Source organism: Roseovarius salincola (genome assembly GCF_026891095.1).
Classification (GTDB): domain Bacteria; phylum Pseudomonadota; class Alphaproteobacteria; order Rhodobacterales; family Rhodobacteraceae; genus Roseovarius; species Roseovarius salincola.
The window spans coordinates 326,849-343,750 of record NZ_JAPTNL010000001.1 but is presented as its reverse complement, the minus strand read 5'-3'; the positions used below and the strand labels follow the sequence as shown (position 1 = coordinate 343,750).

Below are 16,902 nucleotides of genomic sequence, written 5' to 3'. Positions count from 1 at the left end.
CGCTCAGGCGAAAAGGTCATGCGCCAGTTCCAGCGCGTCGATCAGTGCGTCCACCTCACCTGTGGTGTTGTACATCCCGAACGATGCCCGGCAGGTCGCGCTGACGCCAAGGTGATCCATCAAAGGCCCGGCGCAGTGATGCCCGGCGCGCACCGCGACGCCTTTCTTGTCCAGAATGGTCGAGATGTCATGCGCATGCGCCGCCCCCTCCATGGTGAAGGAAAAGATCGCCGCCTTGTCCGGTGCCGTGCCCTGCAGGCTCAACCAGTTCAGCCCGGTCAGGCGCTCCTGCGCATAGGCGCTCAGCCTCGCCTCATGGGCCGCGATATTCTCCATTCCGACCGCCATCATGTATTCCAGCGCCGCGCCAAGTCCGATGCTTTGCACGATACCCGGCGTTCCGGCCTCGAATTTCATCGGCGGGTCGGCATAGGTGACCTCATCCTTGCTGACCTCGCGGATCATGTCGCCGCCGCCCATGAAAGGGCGCATCTCGGCCAACCGGTCGCGATGCACATAAATCGCACCCGACCCTGAGGGACCATAAAGCTTGTGGCCGGTGATGGCGTAGAAATCACAGCCCAGGGCATCCAGATCGACCGGCATATGCACCGCCGCCTGACTGCCATCGACCAGAACCGGCACGCCCTTCTCATGCGCGGCGTCGCAGATCGCCTTCACATCCACCCGCGTGCCCAGCACGTTCGAAAGATGCGTGATCGCCACCAGCTTTGTTTTCGGCCCGATCGCGTCGATTACCTTTTGCGGGTCGAGCGCGCCGGCGGCGTCCACATCGACCCATTTCAGCTTCACGCCCTGCCGCTCACGCAGGAAATGCCAGGGCACGATATTGGCGTGGTGCTCCATCACCGACAACACGATCTCGTCGCCCGCCTCCATCCGGGGCATCGCCCAGCCATAGGCAACCATGTTGATCCCCTCGGTGGTACCGGAGTTGAGGATGATCTGATCCTCGTCCGCCACACCCAGGAACCGCGCGATGATGCCGCGCACGGCCTCGTATTTCTCGGTGGCGACATTCGACAGATAATGCAGCCCGCGATGCACATTGGCGTATTCGTGGCTGTAGGCGGTGGTGATCGCGTCGATCACCGCCTTGGGTTTCTGCGCCGAGGCGCCATTGTCGAGATAAACCAGCGGCTTGCCGTTCACCTCCCGGCCAAGGATCGGGAAATCAGCGCGGATCTTCTCGATATCGTATGTCATGACACCCCCGGAAACAGGTTGGCAATGGCCCCGAAAAAGAGCGAAACACCGATCGTTACACCCAACATCGACAGCAGAAGCGCGCCCGCCGCCTTGAACACGCTGTCAAAGCCATGCACCAGATCAAGTAGCAGTGCCATCGCCCTGATCCACCAGAAAAAGGTGACAAGGATCAGCAACGACATCACGAAGGGCAGCACGAAGCCCGCCAGCAGCAAGCCGCTCATCAGCACGAAGGTCACGGCCTGCAACAGGGTCGCCACACGCAGCACGTCTTCAAGCGCGCCCTGCCCGCCCATCATCCGGCCGACCCAGTAGAACATGAAGACCGACAGGATCGCGCGCACCCATTGCATCGCCGCGAACACCAACGGCGCACTGTAGACGGACGATTGGCCGAACATCTGGGCGAACTGGTCGTCCGCGCCCTGCCCCAGATACATGAGCCCCGAGAACCCCAGCGACGTCAGCACCGAAACCAGCGACAGCGCGATCCACATTGCGCGCGCCGGAAGCTGCATCGCCAGAAACTGTTCTCCCGCCTGCCGCGGCGCGCGCAGCGTCAGGAAGAAAAAGGATCTCAGATCCGTCGCATTCATGTTTCGCCCCATCCAACCTCACGCAGGTTCGCAAGCCAGAACCACATGAACACTAAAAGTGTGACGAGGCCGACCAGTTGCAACCCCGCACCCGCGCCGATGAACCCCGCCACCAACCCGTTGAGCAGGAACAACGGGCTCACCGCCAGCACTGCCCAGAACAACGCCAGGCGGCAGCGATAACCGCTCGCCCGCGCGCTGAAGATGCGTAACACCAGAAAGCTCAGGAATGCCAGCGCATAGAGCACCAGTGGCATGATGAAGACCCACCCCATCAATGCCCCGCCCAGAAGCGGGTTGATCTCCTGATTGTTGAGATGCGCCACCCGCGCCAGGCGCGGCCACTGGGCGACGAACACCACCAGACAGGCCGCCATGACGATCGCCAGCGCGCGACCTTCGTTCGGGGTCATGATCAGCAACCGCCGCATAACGGTCCGTGGCCCCCGGTAGGTGGCCACGATATCGCTTGTGACAGGCATCAGCCGCGCCGGCGTTCCAGCCAACCCTCAAGCAGGTTGACCAGTTCGGCGCGCAGGACCTCATCCTCGATCTCGTCGACCGCTTCGGCCAGGAAGGCCAGCGTAAGAAGGTCGGTGGCGATATGCTTGGGCACGCCGCGCGCGCGCAGATAAAACAGCCCCTCCTCGTCGATCGCGCCCGATGTCGAACCATGCGAACAGGCCACGTCATCGGCGTAGATTTCAAGCTCAGGCTTGGCGTCGAACTCGCTGTCGCCATCCAGCAGAAGCGACTGGCTGATCTGGTAGCCATCGGTCTTCTGCGCGTCTGGCTTGACAAGGATCTTGCCCTGGAAAACGCCCCGCGCACCATTGCGCAGCACCTTCTTGAAGACTTGGCGGCTTTCGCAGTTGACCGCGTCATGGGTGACGAAAACCGTGTCGTCATGGTGAAAATCGCCATCGCCCACGCAGGCCCCGGCGATATGCGCCGCAGCATTGTCGCCCTTCATCTCGACCACGCATTCGTTGCGCGTCAGCATCCCGTTGGCGGTCAGCGTGAAGGTCTTGAAGGTGCTTTCCTCGCCAAGGCGCGCGAACAGATGCGTCGCCGTGCGCCGCTCGTGATCGCGACCCTGCGCGCGCACATGATGGAACGCGGCGCCATCGGCCACCTCGACCTCCATCACCGTGTTGAACCGTGCGGCGGCGGGGCCATTCTCCAGCAGCGTGACCTCGGCACCCGGATCGAGCTTGACCACATGGTGCAGCATCGCATCCGAGCGGGGCGATTGGTGGTGATAGATCAGGTTGATCGGCTTGCTGGCCTTGCCTGTGACATGGATGAGGACCCCGTCATCGGCCAGCGCCGTGTTGAGCGCCGCCAGCGGGCGCGCGACAGGGTCCTGCCCGCGCTCTTCGAGCACGCCATAAAGCTCCTTGGCCCAGTGGATGTCGCTTTGCGCGGCGTCGCTCAGCCGCTCGAGCTTCACACCCTCCAGCGCCAGATCGTCGCTCGCATCGGCGTCAAAGATACCATCCACGAACACGATCTTAAGCCGCTCGACCGCGTCGAAGATCGGCGCGTCGGTCTCGTCGAAGGCCGCCGCCTCGGGCGCCTCGGGCTGAACCAGCGTGTCAGGATTGGTGAACTTCCAGTATTCGTCGCGCCGGTGCGGCAGCCCCTGAGCGCGCAGCCGCGCCAGCGCGCCATCTCGCGCAGCACCGGCCCAGGCCGCGCCGCTCGGGCGGGTGGCGACGGCCAGCCGCGCCTCGGTCGCATCCAGTTTCGCCTGCGGCAATGCCATTACGCCACCTCCGCCTTGATATCCTCATATCCCTCGCGCTCGACCTGGAGCGCCAGTTCGGGACCACCCGTCTTGACGATGCGGCCCTCGGACATGATGTGCACCACATCCGGTTTGATATGATCCAGCAGGCGCTGATAATGGGTGATCACAAGGAAACCGCGCCCCTCGTTGCGCAGCGCGTTCACACCTTCCGCAACCAGTTTCATCGCATCCACATCAAGCCCCGAGTCGGTCTCGTCGAGGATGCACATCTTGGGTTCCAGCACGGCCATCTGCAGGATCTCGTTGCGTTTCTTCTCGCCACCCGAGAACCCGACATTGACCGGGCGCTTGAGCATCTCGTTATCCATCTTCAGCGTCGCCGCCTTCTCGCGCACCAGTTTCAGGAAATCGGTCGCGCTCATCTCGTCAAGGCCCTTGGCCTTGCGCTGCGCATTCACGGCGGTGCGCATGAAGGTCATGTTACCCACACCGGGGATCTCGACCGGATACTGGAACGCCAGGAACAGGCCCGCCGCGGCACGCTCTTCGGGGTCCATGTCGAGGATATCGACCCCATCCAGCGTCGCCGACCCTTCGGTCACCTCATAGCCGTCACGCCCCGCAAGAACATAGCTCAGCGTCGACTTGCCCGACCCGTTCGGCCCCATGATCGCATGCACCTTGCCCGCTTCCACGGACAGGTCCACACCCTTGAGGATGGTTTTCTCCTCGTCTTCCAGATCGACATGCAGGTTCTTGATTTCCAGCATCTTTGACTTTCCTCGTTTCTGTCTCATCGGCGACCCTGGGGGCCGCATTCATTCCATAAGTCCGGCGCGGGCGGCAGGCGTCAGCCCACCGAGCCCTCCAGCGAGATCGCGACCAGCTGCTGCGCCTCCATGGCGAATTCCATCGGCAACGCCTGCAACACGTCCTTGCAGAACCCGTTCACCACCAGGGCCACGGCCTCTTCCTCGTCCATGCCGCGCTGGCGGCAATAGAACAGTTGGTCATCATCCACCTTGGATGTCGTCGCCTCGTGTTCGACCCGGCTCGAGTTGTTCTTGACCTCGATATAGGGCACCGTGTGGGCCCCGCAGTTACCGCCGATCAACAGACTGTCGCACTGGGTGTAGTTGCGGCTGTTCTTGGCCTTGGGATGCATGCTGACAAGGCCGCGATAGGTGTTCTGCGCCTGACCGGCGCTGATCCCCTTGGACACGATGCGCGAGCGCGTGTTCTTGCCCAGGTGGATCATCTTGGTCCCGGTATCGGCCTGCTGCCAGTTGTTGGTGATGGCGATCGAATAGAACTCGCCCTGGCTGTCATCGCCGCGCAGGATGCAGGACGGGTATTTCCACGTCACCGCGCTGCCGGTTTCCACCTGCGTCCACATCACCTTGGCCCGGTCACCCCGGCAATCGGCGCGCTTGGTGACAAAGTTGTAGATGCCGCCCTTGCCTTCCTCGTTGCCCGGATACCAGTTCTGCACCGTGGAATATTTCACCTCGGCGTCTTCCTCGACGACGATCTCGACCACCGCCGCATGAAGCTGGCTTTCATCGCGCTGCGGCGCGGTGCAGCCTTCGAGGTAGCTCACGTAAGACCCCTTGTCGGCGATGATCAGCGTGCGCTCGAACTGGCCGGTATTCTCGGCATTGATACGGAAATAGGTGCTCAGCTCCATCGGGCAGCGCACGCCGGGGGGCACGTAAACGAACGACCCGTCCGAGAACACCGCCGAATTCAGCGTCGCATAGAAATTGTCGCTGACCGGCACCACCGAACCCAGGTATTTGCGCACCAGTTCCGGGTGGTTCTGGATCGCCTCCGAGATCGAGCAGAAGATGACGCCCGCCTCTTTCAGTTCCTTCTGAAAGGTCGTGCCGACCGACACGGAATCAAACACCGCGTCCACGGCCACCTTACGGCCCTCGGCCGGGGCCTCATCGGCGCCCTCGACGCCGGCAAGGATCATCTGCTCCTTGAGCGGGATACCCAGTTTCGCGTATGTTTCCAGCAACTTGGGATCGACCTCGTCCAGCGATTTGGGCTTGGTCGCCATGCTCTTGGGGCGGGCATAATAATACTGGTTCTGGAAATCCACCTCGGGATAATCCAGCATCGCCCAGTCGGGTTCTTCCTTTTGAAGCCAGCGGGCATAGGCCTGAAGACGCCATTCGGTCATCCATTCAGGCTCTTCGTTCTTCTCCGAAATCAGCCTGACGATATCTTCGGTCAGCCCCTTGGGGGCGTAATCCATTTCGATATCGGTTTCCCAGCCGTGCTTGTAGGTGCCAGCCATTTCGCGCACGGCATCAACCGTTTCCTGATCGACGCCTTCCTTGACCTTCGTGTCATCCAGTGCCGCCATTTTGGCCTTCCTCCTTGATCGTCTAAGCCGCGCGGGCGCGGTGTTTCTCTCTCAGCTTCAACCAGGTTTCGGCGAAGCGCATGATCTCGTCTTCGGTCGTGTCCGGCCCCAGCGAGACCCGCACCGCGCAGCCCGCGTCGGCCTCGCTGAACCCCATGGCCTGCAACGCGCCGCTGCTGCGCACCTTGCCGCTGGAACAGGCCGAACCGGCCGAAATCGCAAACCCCGCCAGGTCCAGCGCCATCACCTGCGTTTCGCCCTTCCATCCGGGGGTCATGAAGCACGAGGTGTTGGGCAGGCGCGCGGCGTCTTTCCCGACAAAAATAGTCTCATTTGCCCCAGCTGCAACAGTATTTTCTAGAATCTTTCTAAATTCCGCGACGCGCTGCCAGACCCCATCGGCCAAATCCCGCGCCGCCGCCTTAGCTGCGGCTTCGAAGCCTATGATTCCAATCAGGTTTTCAGTTCCAGAACGGCGCCCCATTTCCTGTCCGCCGCCGCGGATCATCGCCGCCAGATCGGTGCCGCGCCGGACCACCAGCGCGCCCACACCCTTGGGGCCGCCCAGCTTATGCGCCGACAAAAGCGCCATCCGGCAGCCCGACCAGTTGAACGCATCGGGCAGCTTGCCGAAGGCCTGGGTCATATCGCTTACTTCCAGCCCCTCGGGCAGGTCCTGCATGATGCCGGTCTCGGAATTCGCGCGTTGCAGCACAGATTGACCCGGATCCGGCACCGTCACCTTCCCTTGCGCATCCACCGCCAGATCGGGGGTGATCCAGGCCTTTACCGCATCATGTTCGATCAACGCACCATGCAGCCCACGCCCCGCGCAGGCCAGCGCCGCCGCCTCCGTCGCGCCCGAGGTGAAGATCACGTCGTTGCCCTCGGCCCCGAACGCCGCCGCCACTTCGGCGCGGGCGCGCTCGATCATGGCTTTTGCGGCGCGCCCCTCGGCATGGACGCTCGAAGGGTTGCCCAGAAGGTCCATCGCCTCCAGCATCGCCGCGCGCGCCTCGGGGCGCAGCGGGGCCGTCGCGTTGTAATCCAGATAGGCCCTTGCCATCTCAGACACCGGCATCCTTTCCTTGAGCGCGCGTCAGCAGCGCGCGCGCCGTTCAATCCTCATCGACCACCGCGAACAGGTTCGGCACCGCCGGACATGGCGCCAGCGTGTTGCTCACCACATCACTCAGCCGGGTCTGATGCAGAAACACATAGACTTGCGCGCTCAGCGACTCCCACAGCCGGTTGCTCATGGATTGCGCCTTCGACCCGCTGGCCGCGCCCGACGCCCCCGCCCCCTTCTGCAAGGCGCTCACGGTCTCGTCCACGGCCGCCAGCACATCGACCACACGGATTTCCGAGGCTGGCCGCGCCAGCCTGTAACCGCCCCCCGGCCCGCGCACCGACGCGACCAGATCCGCGCGGCGCAGCTTGACAAAAAGCTGCTCAAGGTAGGGCAGCGAGATATCCTGCCGCTTCGCGATCTCGTTCAGCGTCACCAGATCATCGCCGTCCTGAAGCGCGATATCGACCAGCGCGACCATCGCATATCGTCCCTTCGTGCTCAGCTTCATCGCTGATTCCCCCGCGAATAGATTGACGTGACGCCATGCAAGCCTTATCTGGCTTGAAGTTTCCAGTCCCTGGCTGGACTTTAGAACCATTCTAAGGTGCTTGAGCGATTTCGTCAAGAAAGTCGCGCGCCGAACCTAGGAGATACAGGCCCTATGCCCGAGGTCATCTTTCCCGGCCCAGAAGGCCGTCTCGAAGGCCGTTACCATCCCCAACGAGAAAAAGACGCCCCTATCGCCATCGTGCTGCATCCGCACCCGCAATTCGGCGGCACGATGAACAACAAGGTCGTCTACAACCTGCATTACGCCTTCTACAACATGGGCTTCACGGTTCTGCGCTTCAACTTCCGCGGCGTCGGGCGCAGCCAGGGCGAATACGATCAGGGGGTCGGCGAATTGTCGGATGCGGCATCGGCGCTCGATTACCTGCAATCCATGAACAACAATTCCAAGCATTGCTGGGTCGCCGGGTTCTCTTTCGGCGCATGGATCGGCATGCAGCTTCTGATGCGCCGCCCCGAGATCACCGGCTTCGTCAGCGTCTCGCCCCCCGCCAACATGTATGATTTCTCGTTCCTCGCGCCCTGCCCCTCCTCCGGGCTGATCATCAATGGCAGCGCCGACCGCGTCGCGCCGCCCGCCGACACCACCGCGCTCGTGAACAAGCTGCATGAACAGCAGGGCATCACCATCACCCATGAAGAGGTCGAAGGCGCCGACCATTTCTTCAAGGAACCCTACATGGACACGCTGATCGACACGACCACGGACTATGTGAAACGCCGGCTCACCGAGACCACACGGTGATCCCATGGGCGTGACCGAGGACATGGCCGACGATCTCGCGCAGGACGTGATCAAATATATCGACGCCACCGGCGACGAGGAGATCGTCTCGGACGTGATCAAACTGCTCGGCGCCACATCGCAGACCGCCGAAGAGGCGTTCCTCACCTCGCTGCGGGTGCGGCGCGCCAACATGAAGGCCCGCGCGCTGCTGATGGAACGCGCGCGGAAATTCCAGCAGGCCAACAGCCCCGGCGCGGCTGACCAGGAATGAGCGACCTCTCGCGTCTCGACGCGCAGATCGCCTTCCTTGCCGAGGCCGACCGGCTGAAATCCGTCACCCGCGCCAATACGCTCTGCGACGGCTCGCGCTACGAGAACTCCGCCGAACATAGCTGGCACCTCGCCCTTTACGCGCTCGTCCTTGGGGAGCATGCCCCCGAGGGCGTCGATACGCAGCGGGTCATCAGGATGCTGATCCTGCATGATCTGGTCGAGATCGATGCCGGCGACACGCCGCTTTACGTCGATGCCGACCGCGCTGCCATCGCCGCCGCCGAAGATGCCGCCGCCGCCCGCATCTTCGCTCTTCTGCCCGCCGATCAGGCCACCGCGCTGCGCGCGCTATGGGATGAATTCGAATCCGGCGAAAGCGCCGACGCCCGTTTCGCCAAGGCGCTCGACCGCTTCCAGCCGCCCAATCAGAACCTCGCCTCGGACGGAATCAGCTGGCGCGACCATGACGCGACGCTCTCGCAGGTCGAAACCCGCGTCGGCGCGCCCATCACCCGTGGCGCGCCCGCCCTCTGGGACTGGATACTGCCGAAAATCCGCGACTGGTTCGCGCGCAACTAGAATGGAAGAGACGGAAGTGCTGGAATGGCTCGCTCAAACACCTCGTAAACCGCTCTCAACGAACCAGGGCTAGCTGTTTCATAGACGAAAGCCAGGCCGCCAAGATTGCCCCCGTTTGAAATAACGGCCCCAAATGAACGGAAAATCAAACGTCCGGTAAGTACGGCGGAATGTTTGGCAACGACTAACGCGCGCTTGTTCTGTCTTTCAATTGCATCTGGGCTATTGGCTCGCTCTCTGGCTGCCAATATCTCATCGATTTCAGTTTTAAGATCAAAGAAAACCGCAATACTTTTGTCATCGATCCTTCCAGCCTGAGCTTCCTCGTGCCGGTTTAACTCGTGCATAGACTTGATCGCATCCGCGAGTAAGTCAGCCGCGTCATCTGCAACACTGGGCGATATTTCCGCGATTTCGACTTCGCGAGCTTTCTGCAGAGCTTCGCCAAAGTACCTGCGCATTAACTCGTTGTGATCTTCAACAAAGCGCTCGAGCCCGATCTTATCCCAATCGTTTAAAGCATTGAGAATATCGTTACTGGCCAGTGCGCGACGAATTATCTCTCCTTTATGCTGCAGATACCTTGGGTTTGGGCGAATCTCTTGGCACTCGTTAGAGTAGCCCTCCAAGTGATTCGTCAAAGCAACAGAGTTAATGTTAGAATTTTGAACCGACGGGATAAGCTCTTTACTGGTTCGGGCCAGCGAACTTACCAAATCTCGAAGGTCTGACTCTTTGGCTCGGTCGAATAACGCTAGATCATCAGGAAAAGGAACCGGTTCGAGCGATCTCTTATTTCGCGAGAACTGAAAGTCAGTCTGAGAAGCTCTTAGGATTGATGTCCTTAAGGCTTTCTCAATCTTAAGTATCTTTTGTTCTTCTGTTTCTATTTGCGATAATTCAAGATGCTTGCCTAGTTCGTTAAAGATAATTTTTAGCTGGTGTACTCCAACCGCATGTTCTGTCTCCGGCAAGCGTTCTAATTCGTTCAAAACACGCCAGATCGTTGCCGTCTGCGGAATATTTTGACCATCCTCCCATCGACGCAGCGTTGAGGCACTTACGCCCAACAACCAAGCCATATCTGACCGACTAAGGCCGTGACCAAGCCTGCATTGTTTCAGATCAAAACTGAAAAAGTCTTTGAAGTCAGTCAAGCCCAACTCCTTTAGCTAGCTCGCGAGTGAACAAACACTAGCTAGGAAAATTGCAATTTAAAAGCGAGTTTGAAAATGAGCAAACCCCGCGCGCCCTCATCCCCCGATCAGCGGTACCTGCGGCGCGGCATCGCGCGCCAACAGCCCGATCAGGCGCGGATCGGGCGCGATCTCGACCTCGCGCCGAAAGGGCACAAAGCCGCTGCGGCAATAGAAATCCAGCGCGGCGGGATGATCCAGCGTGCAGGTATGGACGTGAAACCGCCCGATCCCCTGCCCCCAGGCCAGACCGATCGCCCGGTTCATCAGCCAGCGCCCCGCGCCGCCCCCGACCCCCCCCGGCACCAGCCCGAAATAGGCCAGCTCGCATTCGCCCGGCACGCGGAAATCCAGCTCCAGCAGCCCCGCCTCGCGCCCCTTGTCGCGCAGCACATGGACATGCACGCGCGCATCACTCAGCAGCGCCTCCAGATCGGCGCGCGCCATTTCCAGCCGCCCGAACCACAGCCAGGGTGCCCCGACCGCGCGAAACAGGTCCAGATACCAGTCCGGGCCGGGCCGCTCCACGCGCACCAGCTCCAGCGCCAGGTCGGCCTCCGGCCTCTGCGGCGCCTCTTCCAGCATCTCCAGATGCGTCACCACCGAAGCGGTATGCCCCGCCGGCACGCCATGCAGCCCGTCTTCAAGCATCTTTCCTGGCCTTCTTCTTTTCGGCGACCACCTTCTCGGCAAGATCGCGGGCAATCGCGAAGGCGCCCTTGATCTTGTCGCTGTCCTTGCGCCAGTCGCGCCGCACGACGATCTTGTTGTCCCTGACCTTGGCCTGACCATTCTGCGCCCCGATGAATTCGACCAGCCCTGTGGGCGATGCGAACTTGTCGTTGTGGAACTGGATCGTCGCGCCCTTCGGCCCGCCATCCAGCTTGGCGATCCCGGCCCGCTTGCACATCGCCTTGATCCGCACGATCAGCATCAATGTGTTCACTTCCTTGGGCAGCTTGCCGAAACGGTCGATCAGCTCGGCGGCGAAGCCTTCCAGTTCAACCTTGGTCGTCAGCCCGCTGAGGCGGCGATAAAGCCCAAGGCGCACGTCCAGATCCGGCACATAGGTTTCCGGGATCAGAACCGGCACGCCCAGATTGATCTGCGGCGCCCATTGGCCGTCATCCTCGGTCAGCCCCTCCATTTCGCCGGATTTGATCTTGGCGATCGCCTCTTCCAGCATGGATTGGTAAAGTTCGTAGCCCACATCGCGCATCTGGCCCGACTGCTCTTCGCCCAGAAGGTTCCCGGCGCCGCGAATGTCCAGATCCTGGCTGGCCAGCGTGAAGCCCGCGCCAAGCGTGTCCAGACTCCCCAGCACCCGCAGCCGCTTTTCGGCAGCCGCGGTCAGGCGCATCCGCGGCTTGGTGGTCAGATAGGCATAGGCGCGCGTTTTGGCGCGCCCCACCCGCCCGCGGATCTGGTAAAGCTGGCTCAAGCCGAACATGTCCGCGCGATGCACGATCATCGTGTTGGCGGTGGGAATATCCAGCCCCGATTCCACGATGGTCGTGGCCAGAAGCACATCGTAACGCCCATCGTAAAAGGCGTTCATCCGGTCATCGAGCGCACCCGCCGCCATCTGCCCATGCGCCACCACATATGAGACCTCGGGCACCTGGGTCTTCAGGAACTCCTCGATCTCGGGCAGATCGCTGATCCTTGGCACCACGAAAAAGCTCTGCCCGCCCCGGTAATGCTCGCGCAGCAAGGCCTCGCGGACCGTCACCGCGTCGAACTCGCTCACATAGGTGCGGATCGACAGGCGATCGATGGGCGGCGTGCCGATGATCGACAGGTCGCGCACCCCAGAGAGCGACAATTGCAGCGTGCGCGGAATCGGCGTCGCCGTCAGGGTCAGCACATGCACATCCGAGCGCAGCTGCTTCAGCCGCTCCTTGTGGGCCACGCCAAAACGCTGCTCCTCGTCGATCACCAGCAGGCCCAGGTTCTTGAACCGCACCCCCTTGGCCAACAGCGCATGGGTGCCCACCACGATATCCACGCTGCCCTTGGCCAGCCCGTCGCGGGTCAGATTTGCGTCGCGCTGGCTGACGAAACGCGACAGCGGCCGCACCGTTATGGGAAAGCCGCGAAAACGCTCGGCAAAGCTCTGGTAATGCTGGCGCGCCAACAGCGTGGTGGGTGCGATCACCGCCACCTGCACGCCCGACATCGCCGCCACGAAGGCCGCGCGCATCGCCACCTCGGTCTTGCCGAAACCCACATCGCCGCAGATCAGACGATCCATCGGGCGGCCCGCATCCAGATCGCCCATCACGTCCTCGATGGCGCGCAGCTGATCGTCGGTCTCCGTATAGGGAAAGCGCGCCGAGAACGCCTCCCAGGCGTGATGCTCGGCCTCCAGCACCGGGGCCTTGCGCAATTCGCGCTCGGCGGCGATACGGATCAGCCGGTCGGCCATCTCGCGGATGCGTTCCTTGAGCCTGGCTTTCTTGGCCTGCCACGCCCCCCCGCCCAGCCGGTCCAGCAGACCCTCTTCATGGCCGTAGCGGCTCAGCAGTTCGATATTCTCGACCGGCAGGTAGAGCTTTGAATTCTCGGCATATTCCAGCAACAGGCATTCATGCGCCGCGCCCGCCGCCGTGACCACCTCAAGCCCCTGGTAACGACCGACGCCGTGATCCACATGCACCACCAGGTCGCCGGGGCTGAGGCTCTGGGCCTCGGTGAGGAAATTTTCCGCCCGCCTGCGGGTCTTGGGGGCGCGGATCAGCCTGTCGCCCAACACGTCCTGTTCGGCGATCACCGTGAGGCCGGGCGCCTCGAACCCGTGTTCCAGCGACCAGACCGCCAGATGCAGGCCGCGCTTGTCGATCCTTGTGGCGTCCCTGACCGTGACCGCGGCGATGAGGCCCTCATCCTCCAGCAGCCCCTCGAGACGCTCGCGCGCGCCCTCCGAATAACTGGCCAGCAGGACCGGACCATCCTTCAGCCGCGCCTCGATATGATCCTTGAGCGCGCCAAAGAGGCTCAGGGATTCGTTCTGGCGCTCAGGCGCGAAATTGCGCCCGATGCGCCCGCCCGCGTCGATCACGCCGGGTCCGGTGGCCTGTGGCAGCGGATTGAGCTGAACGCCCCTTCTCCCGCTCATTTCAGCCTGCCAGGCGTCATCGTCGAGATAGAGCAGCCCCGGCGGCACCGGCTTGTAGATCGTGTCTTCGCGGCTCTTCTGCTTCAGCGCGTGCTGGCGGGCCTCGTACTGATCGGCGATGGACTCCCAGCGGGCCAGCCGCGCGGGCGTCACCTGATCGTCCAGCGTGACGCTCGCATCGGGCAGATAGTCGAACAGCGTCTCCAGCCGCTCATGGAAGAAGGGCAGCCAATGTTCCATGCCGGCATGTTTGCGCCCCGCGCTCACCGCCTCGTAAAGCGGATCATCCGTACCCGCCGCGCCGAACTCGATCCGGTAATTCTGGCGAAACCGGGTAATCGCCGACTCGTCGAGGATCACCTCGCTCACCGGCGCCAGTTCGATGCGCTCCAGCTTCTCGGTCGTGCGCTGCGTGACCGGGTCGAACCGGCGCAGCCCGTCCAGCACATCGCCGAAAAGGTCCAGCCTGACCGGCCCGCCCTCGCCCGGCGGGTAAATGTCGATGATCCCGCCGCGCACCGCGTAATCGCCCGGCTCCATCACCGTGGGGGCCTGGCTGAATCCCATGCGCACCAGGAACGCCTTGAGCGCCGCCTCGTCGATGCGCTGGTCCAGACCGGCGGTGAAGGCGGCCTCTTTCAGGACCTCGCGCGCGAGCACGCGCTGCGTGGCCGCGTTGAGCGTGGTCAGCAGCACGAAGCGCCTTGGCATCCCGTGCACCAGACCCGCCAGCGTGGCCATGCGCGCGGCGGAAATATCGGCATTGGGGGAAATCCGGTCATAGGGCAGGCAATCCCAGCCCGGAAAGCGCAGCACTGGCATGCCGGGCGCGAAAAAGCGCAACGCATCGGCCATCGCCGCCAGCCGCTTGTCGTCGCGCGCCACATGGATGACGGGGGTCTCGCGCCGCGCGGCCTCGTCCAGCAGCAGCCGCGCGTCGAATCCTTCGGGGGCGCCGCCCAGGGTGATATGATCAGATCCGCTCATTCCCAGCCCGATACAAGCCTCGCGCGCAGGGCGCAAGCAACAGCCCTAGCCGCCCAGAACGCCAAGCATCATGTTCTGCAACATGCCCCACATCGCGGTGACAAAGATCGAGATCATCCCGATCACCTGCGTCACCAGCCGGTGCCGGTGCATCTGCCGGTAAAGCGCCTCACCTTGCAACGCGCGCAGATGGATCTTGCGCGCACTCCGATAGGACAGAAGCGCCACCAGGCTCATCGGCACCGCCAACAGGGACACCGCCTGCGCGAATTCGATGCGGTAGAAGAACCCCAGCATGATGGAGACGGTCAGGATGAAACACACGAAACCCGAGGCCAGAAGCCCCGATTCACGCGAGATATAAAGGATCCGGTTGGTGTTGATGCGCACCATGTCATGCAGGTCGATGACGCTCTGGGCATCCGCGCCGGTGCGCTCGGCCTTGCGGGCGCGGGTCACCATGTCCCATGGAACGCCCAGCACCCAATGGCTTGTCGAAGACCACAGGACCGCCAGCGCGATCCAGAACCAGAGGTTGCTGAAACTGCGCATGTCGATGAGTTCGAAAACGGTCTCGTACCAGTTCACCGCGGCTCTTCCCGAATTGCCTGCCGACAGGTTCTAGACCTGCAGCGCGGCAATTCCTACCCTTGAGATGCGCGAATTTCCATGCCACTGACATCGGCGACCCATTCTGCGAAGGCCCGCTCATGAAACCGACACAAGCCACCTTTCCCGCGACCCGCCTGCGCCGCCAGCGCAAAAGCCCGGCGCTGCGCGCCCTCGTGGCCGAAAATACGCTTGGTCCGGGCGACCTCATCTGGCCGCTGTTCGTGCGCGATGGCGAGGGCGTGGAAGAGCCCGTGCCCTCGATGCCCGGCGTGGTGCGGCGCAGCGTCGACAAGCTGGTCGAGACCGCCCGCGAAGCCCATGCGCTGGGCATCCCGGCGATCTGCCTCTTTCCCTATACCGGCGACGACAAGCGCACAGCAGATTGCGCCGAGGCCTGGAACCCCGACAACCTCTCGAACCGCGCCACCCGTGCCATCAAGGCGGCGGTGCCCGATCTCGCGATCATGACCGACGTGGCGCTCGACCCCTATTCGGATACCGGTCATGACGGCTTCGTGGCCGATGGCGAGATCGTCAATGACGAGACCGTCGCGGCGCTGGTGAAACAGGCGATGAGCCAGGCAGAGGCCGGGGTCGACATCATCGGCCCCTCGGACATGATGGACGGGCGCATCGGCGCGATCCGCGCCGCGCTGGAATCGGGTGGCCATCACAACGTCCTGCTGCTCAGCTACGCGGCCAAATACGCCAGCGCATTCTATGGCCCGTTCCGCGATGCGGTCGGGGCATCGGGCGCGCTCAAGGGCGACAAGAAGACCTATCAGATGGACCCGGCCAACACCGACGAGGCGCTGCGCTGCGTGGCGCGCGACCTGGCCGAGGGCGCCGATATGGTGATGGTCAAGCCGGGCATGCCCTATCTCGATATCTGCCGCCGGGTGAAGGACGAATTCGCCGCCCCCACCTTCGCCTATCAGGTGTCGGGCGAATACGCGATGATCCAGGCCGCCGCGCAACAGGGATGGATCGACGGCGACCGCGCCATGCTGGAAAGCCTGATGGCGTTCAAACGCGCCGGTTGCGACGGCGTGCTGACCTATTTCGCCCCCGCTGTCGCCCGCGCCCTGCAGTAACGCGCTCAAATCGTGCGAGGCAGGTGACAGCGCCGCTTTGCGCGCCTATACTGTGCGCGACCGGTCATCCAATAAGACCGGCATCATGTCAGGCAACGAACAGGCAACATCATGAGCAAACTTACGCGACGCGGTTTCACACTCGGCGTCATGGCGGGCACGCCCTTTCTGGCGGCCTGCGGCAATGGCGTGGGGTCCACCAACGGCCAGAAGATCGACGCGCGCGTCGATTCCACGTTGAATTACCTTTATTCCAACTATCCCAACACGCGCGACCTTGCCGAGAAATCCACCGGCATGCTGGTCATGCCGCTGATGACCGAGGCCGGTTTCATGGTCGGCGGCGGCTATGGGCGCGGCGCGCTCAAGATCGACAATTCGACCGTCGATTACTACTCGGCCACCAAGGGGTCCTTCGGGCTTCAGATCGGGGCGCAGCAATTCGCCCATGTGTTGTTCTTCATGACGCAGGACGCGCTGGAGCGGTTCCGCCGTGGCTCGGGCTGGGTCGCGGGCGCCGATATCGAATATGTCTTCAACGACCAGGGCGAGAATATCCGCGCCGATACCACCACCAGCACCGCGCCGGTCGTGGCGGTGATCTTCGGTCAGGCCGGGGCGATGGCCGGCGCCTCGCTGGAAGGCATGAAATACTCGCGGATCATTCCCTGATCCGAGCATGTGAGGGGGCGCTGCCCCCTCTTGGCCTGCGGCCAATTCA

General features: G+C 62.6%; 17 protein-coding genes. 5 read left to right on the top strand and 12 right to left on the bottom strand.

Annotated elements, in window-relative coordinates:
• Window positions 1–3: 3 nt before the first annotated feature.
• From N5A93_RS01665 to iscR, 8 genes are all read right to left on the bottom strand, one after another.
• Window positions 4–1,227: a cysteine desulfurase gene (locus N5A93_RS01665; protein ID WP_268953310.1), complete on the bottom strand. Its 1,224-nt coding sequence runs from the start codon at window positions 1,225–1,227 to the stop codon at window positions 4–6.
• On the bottom strand, window positions 1,224–1,826 hold the full coding sequence (locus N5A93_RS01660; protein WP_268953309.1) for a YIP1 family protein: 603 nt from the start codon (window positions 1,824–1,826) through the stop codon (window positions 1,224–1,226). The genes N5A93_RS01665 and N5A93_RS01660 overlap by 4 nt, the downstream gene beginning before the upstream one ends.
• Complete coding sequence (locus N5A93_RS01655) at window positions 1,823–2,308, bottom strand: YIP1 family protein (protein WP_268953308.1); 486 nt, start codon at window positions 2,306–2,308, stop codon at window positions 1,823–1,825. Before N5A93_RS01655 ends, N5A93_RS01660 begins: the two co-directional genes overlap by 4 nt.
• Entirely contained in the window at window positions 2,308–3,594 is a 1,287-nt protein-coding gene (gene sufD, locus N5A93_RS01650; RefSeq protein WP_268953307.1) for a Fe-S cluster assembly protein SufD, read from the bottom strand. The genes N5A93_RS01655 and sufD overlap by 1 nt, the downstream gene beginning before the upstream one ends.
• Window positions 3,594–4,349 (bottom strand): Fe-S cluster assembly ATPase SufC, encoded by a 756-nt coding sequence (sufC, locus tag N5A93_RS01645; RefSeq protein WP_268953306.1) that lies wholly within the window; start codon window positions 4,347–4,349, stop codon window positions 3,594–3,596. Before sufC ends, sufD begins: the two co-directional genes overlap by 1 nt.
• 80 nt (window positions 4,350–4,429) lie before the next feature.
• The gene (gene sufB, locus N5A93_RS01640) at window positions 4,430–5,953 is read right to left on the bottom strand and encodes a Fe-S cluster assembly protein SufB (protein ID WP_268953305.1); all 1,524 of its coding nucleotides are present in this window, start codon (window positions 5,951–5,953) and stop codon (window positions 4,430–4,432) included.
• A gap of 22 nt (window positions 5,954–5,975) precedes the next feature.
• The gene (locus tag N5A93_RS01635) at window positions 5,976–7,019 is read right to left on the bottom strand and encodes a cysteine desulfurase family protein (RefSeq protein ID WP_268953498.1); all 1,044 of its coding nucleotides are present in this window, start codon (window positions 7,017–7,019) and stop codon (window positions 5,976–5,978) included.
• Window positions 7,020–7,071: 52 nt separating this feature from the next.
• Window positions 7,072–7,533 carry a Fe-S cluster assembly transcriptional regulator IscR gene (gene iscR / locus N5A93_RS01630; RefSeq protein ID WP_268953304.1) on the bottom strand — a complete coding sequence of 154 codons (462 nt, stop codon included), beginning with the start codon at window positions 7,531–7,533 and terminating at the stop codon, window positions 7,072–7,074.
• A 153-nt stretch (window positions 7,534–7,686) separates the two neighbouring features.
• Between iscR and N5A93_RS01625 the strand changes: the two genes are divergently transcribed.
• The 3 genes from N5A93_RS01625 to N5A93_RS01615 are packed head-to-tail and all read left to right on the top strand — an operon-like array spanning window position 7,687 to window position 9,174.
• Window positions 7,687–8,340 (top strand): alpha/beta hydrolase, encoded by a 654-nt coding sequence (locus N5A93_RS01625; protein ID WP_268953303.1) that lies wholly within the window; start codon window positions 7,687–7,689, stop codon window positions 8,338–8,340.
• 4 nt (window positions 8,341–8,344) lie between these two features.
• Complete coding sequence (locus N5A93_RS01620; RefSeq protein ID WP_268953302.1) at window positions 8,345–8,593, top strand: hypothetical protein; 249 nt, start codon at window positions 8,345–8,347, stop codon at window positions 8,591–8,593.
• Window positions 8,590–9,174 carry an HD domain-containing protein gene (locus N5A93_RS01615; protein ID WP_268953301.1) on the top strand — a complete coding sequence of 195 codons (585 nt, stop codon included), beginning with the start codon at window positions 8,590–8,592 and terminating at the stop codon, window positions 9,172–9,174. Before N5A93_RS01620 ends, N5A93_RS01615 begins: the two co-directional genes overlap by 4 nt.
• On the opposite strand, the gene N5A93_RS01610 is transcribed toward N5A93_RS01615, so the two are convergent.
• From N5A93_RS01610 to N5A93_RS01595, 4 genes are all read right to left on the bottom strand, one after another.
• On the bottom strand, window positions 9,171–10,331 hold the full coding sequence (locus N5A93_RS01610; RefSeq protein WP_268953300.1) for a helix-turn-helix domain-containing protein: 1,161 nt from the start codon (window positions 10,329–10,331) through the stop codon (window positions 9,171–9,173). The genes N5A93_RS01615 and N5A93_RS01610 overlap by 4 nt on opposite strands.
• A 96-nt stretch (window positions 10,332–10,427) precedes the next feature.
• Window positions 10,428–11,021 carry a GNAT family N-acetyltransferase gene (locus N5A93_RS01605; protein WP_268953299.1) on the bottom strand — a complete coding sequence of 198 codons (594 nt, stop codon included), beginning with the start codon at window positions 11,019–11,021 and terminating at the stop codon, window positions 10,428–10,430.
• The gene (gene mfd / locus N5A93_RS01600) at window positions 11,014–14,475 is read right to left on the bottom strand and encodes a transcription-repair coupling factor (RefSeq protein ID WP_268953298.1); all 3,462 of its coding nucleotides are present in this window, start codon (window positions 14,473–14,475) and stop codon (window positions 11,014–11,016) included. The genes N5A93_RS01605 and mfd overlap by 8 nt, the downstream gene beginning before the upstream one ends.
• A 45-nt stretch (window positions 14,476–14,520) precedes the next feature.
• Window positions 14,521–15,063 (bottom strand): component of SufBCD complex, encoded by a 543-nt coding sequence (locus N5A93_RS01595; RefSeq protein ID WP_268953297.1) that lies wholly within the window; start codon window positions 15,061–15,063, stop codon window positions 14,521–14,523.
• A 122-nt stretch (window positions 15,064–15,185) separates the two neighbouring features.
• On the opposite strand from N5A93_RS01595, the gene hemB reads away from it, so the two are divergent.
• Together hemB and N5A93_RS01585 are read left to right on the top strand one after the other, a co-directional pair.
• Window positions 15,186–16,181 (top strand): porphobilinogen synthase, encoded by a 996-nt coding sequence (gene hemB / locus N5A93_RS01590; protein ID WP_268953296.1) that lies wholly within the window; start codon window positions 15,186–15,188, stop codon window positions 16,179–16,181.
• 111 nt (window positions 16,182–16,292) lie between these two features.
• Window positions 16,293–16,853, top strand: coding sequence for a lipid-binding SYLF domain-containing protein (locus N5A93_RS01585; RefSeq protein ID WP_268953295.1), 561 nt, complete (start codon window positions 16,293–16,295; stop codon window positions 16,851–16,853).
• Window positions 16,854–16,902: the final 49 nt, after the last annotated feature.